The organism is Verrucomicrobiia bacterium (genome assembly GCA_035946615.1).
GTDB lineage: Bacteria > Verrucomicrobiota > Verrucomicrobiia > Limisphaerales > UBA8199 > DASYZB01.
Genome location: DASYZB010000116.1, coordinates 36,132 through 46,963, shown reverse-complemented (window position 1 = coordinate 46,963; position 10,832 = coordinate 36,132). Strand labels below are relative to the sequence as shown.

The window sequence follows — 10,832 nt, the reverse complement described above, 5'->3', positions numbered from 1 at the left end:
TATCTCAGCATCAAACCAGAATGCTATGTGTCTGAAACTGGCCGTTCGGGTCAGAATGAACCTTGTATTGTGTTTTTGGGTTTGTGCCGTTGCGTTCGCTGAGTGTTCCGTGAACGGAGAGCCGCCGGGCCAATCCGCTGTTTCCAACTCCGCCACATCGGAAGTCACAGCTCAAGGCCGCTGGGCTTTCACACCGGCACGGGACCAGTTTAATCCCCAGGCCTTGCTCGATTTGCGCGCGCTCAATGAGCAGATCGCCGGCCAGCACGGCTTCCTCACCCGCTCCAAAGACGGTAATGACTTTTCCTTCAGCGATGGGACGCCGGCCCGCTTCTGGGCAGTCAACGACTTCGCATTCGACAAAGACCCGGCCCGCCACGCCCGGTTTCTGGCCAAACGCGGTATCAACATGGTCCGCTTCCATTGCAACATCACCCCAACCGGCAGTGACCTGATGGAAATTGACCAGGCGGACCGCGACCATCTCTGGAAAGGAGTGGCCGCCATGAAGAAAGAAGGCATCTACGTGACTTACTCGCCTTATTGGGCCGGGCCGGCGCGCGTCAAACCCTCGATGGGCATCCTCGACACAGGCGGCGCCGGCAATTGGGGCCTGCTATTCTTCGATCGCAAGCTCCAGGAGGCCTACATGCATTGGCTAAAACTGGTGCTCACAGAGAAGAACCCCTACACGGACATCCCGCTGGCCCAGGACCCCGCCCTGGCCATCGTCGAAATCCAAAACGAAGACTCGCTCCTCTTTTGGACCAGCCAGGCCATTAAAGGCTCGGCAAAAAAGGAACTGCGCCGCCAATTCGGTGGTTTTTTGGTCCGCAAATACGGCTCACTCGAAAAGGCGGCTCAGGCCTGGAACGGGGCGGCGCCGTCTCCAGACCAGGATGCGCCCGACAACTTCGCCCAGGGCGAGGCGGCGCTCTACATTGTTTGGCAGTTGACTCAGCACGGCGGCAGCGCAGGCCAGCAACAGCGCTGTGCCGACCAGATGCAGTTTCTCACCGAGACCATGCGCGATTTCAACCGGATGATTGGCGAGTACCTGCGAAACCAACTTAGATGCAAGCAACTCGTCAACGCCGGTAACTGGCGCGCGGCTGATAATGTCGTCATGCTCGATGCGGAGCGGTGGTCCTACACCGCCAACGATGTGATGGCCGTCAACCGCTACTATGGCGGGCTTCATGAAGGAAAAGATAGCGGGTGGGCCATCATCAATGGAGACCGCTTCACCGATGACAGCGTCCTGCTTCATCCTCGCGAGTTCCCGCTGACTCTCAAGCAGGTGGATGGCTTCCCGATGCTCGTCACCGAGAGTTCCTGGGTTCCGCCACAAGGTTACCAATCCGAGGGGCCGTTTCTGGTGGCTGCCTATCAATCCTTGACGGGTATCGACGCGTTTTACTGGTTCGCAACCGGCGAGGAGGACTGGCGCCAGCCTGGCTCGGCCAATGGTTTTATGCCTTCCGAAGGCAAATGGGTGTGCGCCACACCGATGCTGATGGGCCAGTGGCCGGCGACGGCATTGATGTACCGGCGCCGCTATATCGCCGAAGGCCAGCCGGTGGTGTACGAACAACGCGCGCTCGACGACCTCTGGCGCCGCCGAATGCCTATCATCGCCGAGGACGCCGGCTATGACCCTAACCGCGACAAAGGGGAGCGCTCGAAGGAATCGAATATTAAAGATGGCGTGAATCCTTTGGCCTACCTCGTTGGTCCTGTCCTGGTAAAATACGGGGGCGACCCATCTCAGAGCCATGTAACCGACCTGCGCCCATTCATCCAGGAGGACAAGAAGCGGATTGAATCTATCACCGGCCAGTTACAAATGGATTACGGCAACGGGCTCTGCACCTTGAATGCGCCCAAGGCGCAGGGGGTAACTGGTTTTCTAAGCACACAACGCGATTTCAAGCTCGCTGCCATCGATATTCAATCCGGCAACGATTATGCCACCGTCCTGGCAGTTGCGATGGATGATAAGGCATTGACAGAGTCCGCTAAAATCCTCGTGCAGGTTGGCACAACGGAACGGCCACTGGATTGGAAAACCAAGCCCGTCCAGCTCCATGGCCGTCCCGGCGAAGAAGTGGTCAGCTTCGGCCATGCGCCCTGGATGATTGTGCAGGCGGACGTAACGGTCATCATCCGCAACCCTGATATTACAACAGCAACCGTCCTGGACCCCAATGGAATGCCGCTCAAAGATATCCCGCTGGAAAGTTCCGGCGATCAAAAACGGTTCAAGTTCCCAACCGATGCGCTTTATGTCGTGATGCACTGAGAGGGCCGAGTTCACGAAGCCCGGTCTCCCTCCGTCTCTCTCTGTGAATTGGCAACTCGACAGCCGCCTTTTCTGCCGCGATTATTCACCGAGTCGAAACGCTCAGATTTGCCTTAAGGGACACCGATGGAACAAACGCAGAAGGTCGAACCGACAACCGCGCCGGGGGTTCAATCCCGGCCACCCAAGCGCCCCATTTGGAGGCGCTGGCCCGTGATTTTGATCGGAACGGCGGTCCTGGCGTTGTTGTTCTTCTTTGGCTTCTGTTACCTGGTCGAAACCTTTACACACGAAACGACTGACGATGCCTTTCTCGACGCAAATATTGTTACCATAGCCCCAAAGGTGGCTGGCCGCATCCAAGCCGTGCAGGTGGATGATAATGAAGCGGTCAAGAAGGGGGATTTGCTGGTGCAAATCGATCCGAGAGACCTCCAGGTCGAGCTTGACCAAAAGCGCGCCGCTTTGGATTCCGCCAAGGCAAACGTCAATTTGATCAAAGCCAGCGTCGATTTGTTCCAGACGCAAATCGCGACGGCTGAGGCCACCGTCAAACAGAGCCAGGCGGAAGCGGCGGCTTCGCAAGCCCTGGCCGAACGGGCGGCCTCGGACCTGAAGCGGGCGCAGGAGCTGATAGGAAACCGCACGATCTCTCCGCAGGAATTTGATACAGCCAAAGCGAGCGCCGCGGCGGCGGAGGCCAATCTGAAAGCGGCTCTTGAGAAGGCGGCCAGCGATCAATCGAAGGTGGCGCAGGCCCAGGCCCAATTCCAGGCCGGGCGCATGGGCTACGAACGGGCGCAGGCTCAAACCCGCCAGGCCGAATGGGATGTCCAGGCCGCCCAACTCAATGTCTCCTACACCCAAGTCAAAGCCCCAGAGGACGGGCGTGTGACGAAAAAATCGGTCGAGAAAGGCAACTACGTCCAGGCGGGGCAAAGTCTGATGGCTTTGGTGCCCAACCGCCTGTTCGTTACGGCCAATTTCAAGGAGACACAACTGGTCCACATCCGCGCCAACCAACCGGTGCGCATCACCATTGATTCATTGGCCGGCCAGGCCTTTAACGGGCACGTGGGCAGCGTCATGGCCGGCAGCGGAGCGCGCTTCAGCCTGCTGCCCCCCGAAAACGCCGTCGGCAACTATGTGAAGGTAGTGCAGCGGGTGCCAGTTAAGATTCTATTCGATGAACCTCTCAGTACTGGTCACACCCTCGGACCAGGGATGTCCGTCGTCCCGTCGGTGCAAGTCTCCAGTTTTACAATTTCCCAGGACCTCCTTGCGCCGGCCGCTGCTCTAGCCGGGCTGCTCCTTGGCGGGCTCTGGTTGTGGTTGGCGCAAAGAAGGAGGTGAAAAGCTGACATGGCTGAGGGCACACCAACCATGGCGGGCGGCGCATCCGGGCAGTGGCGTCCGAGCCATAATCCGTGGGTGATTGCCGTTGCGGTGATGGCAGCCACTTTCATGGAGATTCTCGATACCTCCGTCGCCAACGTGGCCTTGCCGCACATTGCCGGCAACCTCTCGGTGACCCCCGAAGAGGCCACCTGGGTCTTGACAAGTTATCTGGTTTCCAATGCCATCGTGCTGCCTATCACCGGCTGGCTCGGGATGTTCCTCGGGCGGCGCCGCCTTCTGACCACTTGCATTGCTATCTTTACCGTGGCCTCAGTCCTCTGCGGCATAGCGCCCAATCTGCAATTCCTCATCATCGCTCGCGTCATTCAAGGCGCCGGTGGCGGCGCGCTCATCCCGGTCTCCCAGGCGGTGTTGCTCGAAAGTTTCCCTCCAGAAAAACGCGGCGTCGCCATGGCCACCTTCGGCATGGGCGTGGTCGTCGCCCCCATTTTAGGCCCCACCTTGGGCGGGTGGATTACTGACAACTATTCCTGGCGCTGGATTTTTAATATCAACGTGCCCGTGGGGTTAATGGCCATCTTGATGGTCCAGGCCTTTGTCGAAGACCCGCCCTATATCCGCTTTGCCCGCATCGAGCGCATTGACTTCGCCGGCTTCGGTCTGCTGGCGCTTTGGCTGGGCACCTTGCAGATCATCCTCGATAAGGGCCAGCAGGAGGATTGGTTCGCCTCGGTTTGGATTCGCTGGTTCGCGGTAGTCTCGATTTTTGCCTTCCTGGGGTTTGTGGTCCGCCAGCTCACCATTGCCCATCCCATCGTCGATCTGTGCGTCCTCAAGAATCGCAACTTCGCCGCCGGGGTCCTGCTCATTACCACCTTGGGCGCCGTGCTTTATGGGACCACGGCGGCCCTGCCGATCTTTTTGCAGACGCTCATGGGGTACCCGGCCCTGGAAAGCGGCCTGGCCCTCAGCCCGCGCGGCGTCGGGGCTTTTATCACGACCTTCATTGTTGGCCGGCTCGTCGGGCGGGTTCGCAACCGCGTGCTTATCGCCTTCGGCTTTGGTTTGCTGGCGCTGTCTTCCTTTTGGCTGGGGCATATCGATCTGCAAATCGGCTTGTGGAACGTCATCTGGCCCAGCGTGCTCAACGGCGTTGCTATCAGCTTCATCTTTACCCCTTTGACTACCGCCGCAGTCGGCCATTTGCGCCAGGAACAAATGGGCAACGCCACCGGTATTTATAACCTCATGCGCAATCTGGGCGGCAGTTTCGGCATCGCCCTGGTCAGCACCATGATCATCCGCCGCGCCCAAGTCCACCATGCCTATATGGTCGCTCACTTGACCCCCTTCAACACTGTCTATGTCCAGACCGTCGCCGGGCTGACCCGCGCCCTCACGCCCCAAAGCGGGCCGGTCCTGGCCCACGCGCAAGCCCAGGGCCTTATTTATAACCTCTTGCAGGGCCAGGCCAGCCTCTGGGCCTTTGTCGAGAATTTCCGCCTGTTCGGCGTGTTTTCTCTCTGCTGTATCCCGATGGTGTTCCTCTTCAAGAGGGTCTCGCGAAAAGCCGCCCCAGGCATCGGCCATTGACCCATTCGATCGAGACAATTAAGGTCCCCACTGGCCTTTGGCGACCGACAAGCCAGGCACGCCAAGTCTTACAATGAAGAATCCAAAATGCTCAATGCTCGATGCCCAATGACCCCGCCCCCAGCAGTCCCCCAACATGAACTACACCTTAATGTGGCCAATGGTTCTCCCTCTCCCACTAAAACCTCTTTCTTGTTGCCGCTCCAATGCCGCCCCATTAGCTTCGATTTCAAATGCTTGCCTCTCCTCTCTCTCGCCGCTCGATGCTCCGCCGAACCGCCCTCGCCGCAGCGGGCGCCGCTTTAACCCCCAACCTCGCCCCGTTGCTCGCCGACCCCGCTCAGCGCCGCTTCAAAATTGGCGCTTGCGATTGGTCTATCGGCAAAATGGGCGACCCCACGGCATTCGACCTCGCCCGCCAAATCGGCCTGGACGGCGTCCAGGTGAGCCTGGCCACCGCCGCAAACGGGATGCGCCTGCGCCTGCCCAAGGTGCAACAGCAGTATAAAGACGCCGCCAAAGACGCCGGCCTCCACATCGCCTCACTGGCCATCGGCGAACTCAACGAAATCCCTTTCAAGAGCGACCCGCGCACCATCCAATGGGTCAGCGACAGCATCGATGTCTGCCAGGCCCTCGGACTGCGCGTCGTCTTGCTCGCCTTCTTCAGCAATGACGATTTGCGCGGTGATAAAGCCGGCACAGACGAAGTCGTGCGCCGGCTCAAAGCGGTCGCCCCCAAAGCCGAGAAGGCCGGCGTCGCCCTGGGCATCGAAAGCTGGCTCAGCGCCGACCAGCACATCGAGATTCTCGACCGCGTCGGGTCACCCGCCGTCAAAGTCTATTACGACCTCTGCAACTCCAACGATATGGGCTACGACATCTACCGAGAAATCCGCCAGCTCGGCCACCGCATTTGCGAATTTCACGCCAAAGAAAATGGCGCCCTGCTTGGCCAGGGCAAAGTCGATTTCAAAAAGGCGCGCGTCGCCATGGACGACATCCAGTATGCGGGTTGGATTCAAATCGAAGGGGCCGTCCCTCCCGGCAAACCCATCCTGCAAAGCTACCAGGCCAACTGCCGCTTCATGCGCCGGACCTTCAGCGAATCCTGAGCTTGAAGAACGGCCTTGTAATCGGTTAGTGACGCCGGGCGCTGCCGCCTAAAGGCGGCGTTCCGCGCGTCCGGAACGCCGGCTTCAGCCGGCAGCCCCGAGTCACTGAGGCATTACACGGCCTTTGATTGGTAACTTTAAATCGATGAAGTACCGAATTACATTGGTCGAGAATCTGTTGTGAGGAATGGTTCATTTGCAGTTCATTCGTTCATTCGCTTCTTAGCAATGGCCCTCACCGCGACATCTGCCCCAGCTTCCCCGCCAATTCCGCAGTCGCTTCGCTCACCTTGAGCTTTCGGCTGAAAAGTATTTCCGGCAACGTCAGGCTCTGGTCGTAGTACACCAGATTCGCATCGATGTCCGGCGCAAGCAAATCCCCCTTCACCGCCGCGCCCCCATAGAGCCCTTCCTTGTCCGTATAGACCCGAATCAGCGGCTCAAGCGAGGACACCCCCGCTTCCGTGCCGCGGCTGATATCCCCGGCCGTCCCGGCCGCTTCCCCGCTGACCTTGACCGTTCCCTGCGCCAGCAACTGCACCGCATTCGTGTTCATCAACAGCAGCACCACAAACGACTGCTGCCCCCCTATCTGGAAACCCAGGCTCGCCTCGTTAGCCTTCAAAAACGCCGGCGGTCCCCACTGCCCGTTCCGGGGATTGCGCACCATCGCAATGCCGCTGCCGCCCTGGTACGCGAAAATAAAACCCGCCTTCGTCCGGTCCAGCAGAACGATCCCCTGGGCCGCCCGCAGCATCGGCGCCGGGATGCTCCTATCCGCCTTGGCTTGCATCGCCTCCAACTTCACCGTCAACTTCCGTATGCGGTAATCCAAATCTGCCCTCTCTAAACCCGCCGCCGGCAAAGCCAGACCGAGCAGAAAAATGCTCAAAAAGAGAACTTTCATGACCGCATCATGCATCAATGCCAAAGCCCTGGCAACAAGCCATTCCCCATGGCTCAGACTGGCAGCAAAGCTGCTCTCGGACTTTGCGCCCGGCCAGTGGACAAAGTCGCGCCGCGTAGCGGTGCCGTGCCGGTAGGGCGCCCATTTCACCATCGAACAGTTCCTCGACGATTGCCGCGCTCGCTCCGGCTCCGACGAAACCTTCGAGCAGGCCTACATGTGCAACCCACTCGGCGCCCAAACCAACGCCATCGTCCAATGGTCCGCCATCGAACGCTGCCGCTCCGATTACCCCATCGACCGCGTCCACCTCGAAGCCCAGGACGTCCTCCGCCTCTTCGGCCAGTTTAATCCCCGTTCTGCCGATGACCGCGAAGAAAAAATCCAACTGTTCCTCCACCAAAAGTTCCCAGCCCTCCTCGGAGGGACGAGTCCCTTGAGTTCCCCCAATCGCTCCGCCGAGTTCCGTCTCGGTTTCGATGTCGCCGCCTCCGGCCAGGGCGACCTCGCCGCTTTCTATATCGATGCTCCCGAAGCCTCCCAACTCTCTCTCCGCGCTCTAATCACCGCCCGCACCGAAGACTGGCATTTCCTCAAAACCGTTCTCTTCTACCTCCTCCGCCGCTTGCCTCGTCTCCGCGCCGCAGGAGATGAGTCCGGCCTTGGCCGCCAAATTTGCTGGGAAGCCGCTTCCCAATTCTCCAGCCGATTCCTCAAGGTCAACCTCGCCTCCAAAAAACACGACCTCGGCTTCGCTCTCATGAACCAGCTCTCCACCGCTGAAAAACGCTTCCCCCGCAGCGAGCAAGACATCGCCGCCGATTTCTTCGCCCTTCGCAAAAGTTACACCGGCACAAAATGGATTTTCACCGAAGGCCGCAACACCTTTAACCCTGCCAGCCACTGCGACATCGCCTGGGCCGCCGCCCTCGCATCCCACACCCACGCCAACCAAAAAGAGGAACCCTGGGCCTATGTCTGTTAGTAATCGCGCCACCATCCCCAATCCTATGCCCGGCAAACTCCTCCGCCTCCCTCACCAAATCCGCGACCAGCTCAACCACCGCCTCAATGACGGCGCCTCCGGCGCCCAAATCCTCAAATGGATCAATGCCCTGCCCAAGGTTCAGGCCATCCTCAAAACCCAGTTCGATGGACGGCCCATTACCAAACAAAACCTCTCCAAGTATTGCAAAAAATCTCTCCCTCGCTGGCAAATGCGCCAGGCCGCCTTGGAATTTCTCTCCGATGCCGGCCCGGACCTGCCTCGCCCGCCCAGCACGAATCCGGCCCGATGCTCGATAACCTCGTCCATTACCTCCTTCTGGGTCTTGCCGCTCTTGCCCAGGATTCCCCCGTCGCCCACGACCCCAATGCCGAACTCCGCCAAATCCACGAGTTCCTCACCGGCGTCGTCGCCCTTAGACGCGGCGAACTCGTCTCCCGCCGCCTCACCCTCGAACAACAGCGCCTTTCCATCACCCAATCCAAATCCCAGCAAGAGCTCGACCAGCTCTTCTGGGCCTGGACCAAACGCCCCGACATCAACTCCAAACTTTACCCCCATCGCGACCCGGAAAAAGAGCGCCGCAAAGTCGTCCACCTCATCGACCAGCAACTCCTGGGCATCTCCAAACCCGTCGAGGACCTCCCCGACCCCGATCCCCTCGCCTACATCTAACCACATCCAATCCCACACGGCACAACGATGCCCCCAATTCAAATCTCCTCACCATCCGTCACTGCTCTCGCCCATTTGCGCTCGGCGATTGGCGATTGGCTATCGCTATTTGCCATCTGCTTATTTCCCACCCCCTCGAACGCACCCGCCCCCCCAAACCCCTGGTCGCCCATGCCCCTTTCAAAGTCAATGAAAGTCAACCCTGGTCAACCCTGGTCCAACCAAAAAATCCCCGGCCCGCAAATACATGACCATTTCACCCATAATTGACCCTCCCGCCTCTTCTCCGCATTACCCCGCCTTAATTTGCGCTCGGCCATTTGCTATCGGCTATTGGGGTACGTTGGAGCAAACCGCGGCATCTCGAAATGAACAAGAAGCGTCTGCTCACGTTGCGGCCACATCTGGACATGAGCATGATTCGCGAGTCAGACTCGCGGCGGGGCAGGGACGGCTTTGCCCCCGAGTTGGAAGCGCGCTCGACACGGTTTTCGGGGACAGGCCACCCGAGCCTACCGGCGTGACGCAGGATTAAAAATGATAACCGACACTAAAGGAGACCGTTGGGGTAAAAAGGCGATAGCTGCCGTTGACGGATGGGTTCACCGATCCTTGCACGTTGCGGTACGCTCCGCCGATGATCTGGCCCGCCAAAGCCCAATCGAAATGCTGCCCGCGATGCCCAACTCCAAGGCTGCCGACATGCAGGTTCGTGTCCGGCACCAGAGGCGTATAATACTGGTCCGGGGTGGAGGCTTCACTGTAAAAATAACCTGCGCTGACGTAATAACCGCATCCAAGCTGGCGCGTGACGCCAAATTCATAGAAGAAACTGGACTGCCAATTCAACGGCAGAGCGCCAACCCCATCGATGACCGCGCTCTTGACTCTGTCCCAATCTGTCCAATCGATATCCACCTCGAAATTCCAATTGGTCGTTGGGCGGAAAGAAACTCCACCGCTAACCATCTGAGGGAAATCAAGGTGAGTTTTGGTCGATGCGGGCGGGGGCAGGAAAGGGGACGCCGGATTGAAAGAGGCGGTTCCGTTATAATCCATGGTGGTCGCGCTAAAGTATTTTGCGCCGAACGACCACATGGCATGCGGTTGCCACAAAATACCGGCATTGAAACCGTAAGCCCAATCCCGGCCTTTGAACTTAAGCTGGTAGGGAGACACCAGGATGCCCTGGTCCAATTCCGCCTGCGAATAATTGAACGTCGGGCCCACCGCGATAGAGAGCGTGGAGAGTGGGCGCCAAGCAACAACCGGATTGATGGTCAGGTAGGTCAGATCGGCCTTGAGCCCCGCGCTGCGGAACGGCGCGCTATCCGGCCATTCCATTCCCAACCCGAACGGGGCGTAAACCCCCAATCCGAAGGAAAACGGCTGGCCCTTGGGCGTAAAAGCATAATCCAGTTGCGGTACGGGAATGATGTTTCGTTTATTCTGCGTGACCTGCCCCGAGGGCGATTTGTAATCCGCATCGATGCCGAGGTAAAAGAGCGATCCCACTTGGACGTTCTGGCCGTCCAGTTGGGTGATTCCGGCCGGGTTATAATAGATGGCCGCAGGATCATCCGCTGTGGCAACGAATGCGTTGCCACGCCCAATCGCCTCGGCATCCTGGTTGGGGATCCGCGAACCGATCGCCAAACACTCCCTCGGCCATTGACTCAGGCCCAGGACCAAAACCACAAACAGTTGATTTAATCGCGCATGGCTAAGCCGAATCCGCGCGAACTTCGGTGTATTTGCCATAATTTATGTCTTTTATTTAGATTACAGTGTCCTGAAACCAACCCGCAGAAAGGCTGCGCGGGCGATGATTCTGCTACAAGAGCAACTACCGCACCAACTGTGTTGCCCATGGGG

General features: G+C 58.9%; 9 protein-coding genes. 7 read left to right on the top strand and 2 right to left on the bottom strand.

From position 1 onward, the window contains the following. Nucleotides 1-109 precede the first annotated feature (109 nt). The 4 genes from VG146_17200 (at nucleotide 110) to VG146_17185 (ending at nucleotide 6,369) form a co-directional block, all read left to right on the top strand. The gene (locus tag VG146_17200) at nucleotides 110-2,302 is read left to right on the top strand and encodes a hypothetical protein (GenBank protein ID HEV2394092.1); all 2,193 of its coding nucleotides are present in this window, start codon (nucleotides 110-112) and stop codon (nucleotides 2,300-2,302) included. A gap of 126 nt (nucleotides 2,303-2,428) precedes the next feature. Beyond that, entirely contained in the window at nucleotides 2,429-3,655 is a 1,227-nt protein-coding gene (locus VG146_17195; protein ID HEV2394091.1) for an HlyD family secretion protein, read from the top strand. A 9-nt stretch (nucleotides 3,656-3,664) separates the two neighbouring features. Beyond that, nucleotides 3,665-5,254 (top strand): DHA2 family efflux MFS transporter permease subunit, encoded by a 1,590-nt coding sequence (locus tag VG146_17190; protein HEV2394090.1) that lies wholly within the window; start codon nucleotides 3,665-3,667, stop codon nucleotides 5,252-5,254. A gap of 233 nt (nucleotides 5,255-5,487) precedes the next feature. Further along, a complete protein-coding gene (locus VG146_17185) occupies nucleotides 5,488-6,369 on the top strand; it encodes a sugar phosphate isomerase/epimerase family protein (GenBank protein HEV2394089.1) in 882 nt (293 codons plus the stop codon). 235 nt (nucleotides 6,370-6,604) lie between these two features. On the opposite strand, the gene VG146_17180 is transcribed toward VG146_17185, so the two are convergent. Continuing rightward, nucleotides 6,605-7,429, bottom strand: a complete 825-nt coding sequence (locus VG146_17180) for a lipid-binding SYLF domain-containing protein (GenBank protein ID HEV2394088.1) — start codon at nucleotides 7,427-7,429, stop codon at nucleotides 6,605-6,607. Nucleotides 7,430-7,493: 64 nt separating this feature from the next. On the opposite strand from VG146_17180, the gene VG146_17175 reads away from it, so the two are divergent. The 3 genes from VG146_17175 to VG146_17165 all read left to right on the top strand — a co-directional run bounded on the left by VG146_17175 (nucleotide 7,494) and on the right by VG146_17165 (nucleotide 9,481). Continuing rightward, entirely contained in the window at nucleotides 7,494-8,261 is a 768-nt protein-coding gene (locus VG146_17175) for a hypothetical protein (protein HEV2394087.1), read from the top strand. Between the two features lie 309 nt (nucleotides 8,262-8,570). Continuing rightward, nucleotides 8,571-8,957 (top strand): hypothetical protein, encoded by a 387-nt coding sequence (locus VG146_17170; protein ID HEV2394086.1) that lies wholly within the window; start codon nucleotides 8,571-8,573, stop codon nucleotides 8,955-8,957. Nucleotides 8,958-9,325: 368 nt separating this feature from the next. Further along, on the top strand, nucleotides 9,326-9,481 hold the full coding sequence (locus VG146_17165) for a hypothetical protein (GenBank protein HEV2394085.1): 156 nt from the start codon (nucleotides 9,326-9,328) through the stop codon (nucleotides 9,479-9,481). Between the two features lie 7 nt (nucleotides 9,482-9,488). On the opposite strand, the gene VG146_17160 is transcribed toward VG146_17165, so the two are convergent. Next, a complete protein-coding gene (locus VG146_17160) occupies nucleotides 9,489-10,718 on the bottom strand; it encodes an outer membrane protein transport protein (GenBank protein HEV2394084.1) in 1,230 nt (409 codons plus the stop codon). Nucleotides 10,719-10,832 lie beyond the last annotated feature (114 nt).

Bases quoted from the DNA above. Each gene is read 5' to 3' on its own strand.
- VG146_17195 (HEV2394091.1), top strand. From the start codon at position 2,429: ATGGAACAAACGCAGAAGGTCGAACCGACAACCGCGCCGGGGGTTCAA.
- VG146_17165 (HEV2394085.1), top strand. From the start codon at position 9,326: ATGAACAAGAAGCGTCTGCTCACGTTGCGGCCACATCTGGACATGAGC.
- VG146_17180 (HEV2394088.1), bottom strand. From the start codon at position 7,429: ATGGTGAAATGGGCGCCCTACCGGCACGGCACCGCTACGCGGCGCGAC.
- VG146_17170 (HEV2394086.1), top strand. From the start codon at position 8,571: ATGCTCGATAACCTCGTCCATTACCTCCTTCTGGGTCTTGCCGCTCTT.
- VG146_17175 (HEV2394087.1), top strand. From the start codon at position 7,494: ATGTGCAACCCACTCGGCGCCCAAACCAACGCCATCGTCCAATGGTCC.
- VG146_17185 (HEV2394089.1), top strand. From the start codon at position 5,488: ATGCTTGCCTCTCCTCTCTCTCGCCGCTCGATGCTCCGCCGAACCGCC.
- VG146_17190 (HEV2394090.1), top strand. From the start codon at position 3,665: ATGGCTGAGGGCACACCAACCATGGCGGGCGGCGCATCCGGGCAGTGG.
- VG146_17160 (HEV2394084.1), bottom strand. From the start codon at position 10,718: ATGGCAAATACACCGAAGTTCGCGCGGATTCGGCTTAGCCATGCGCGA.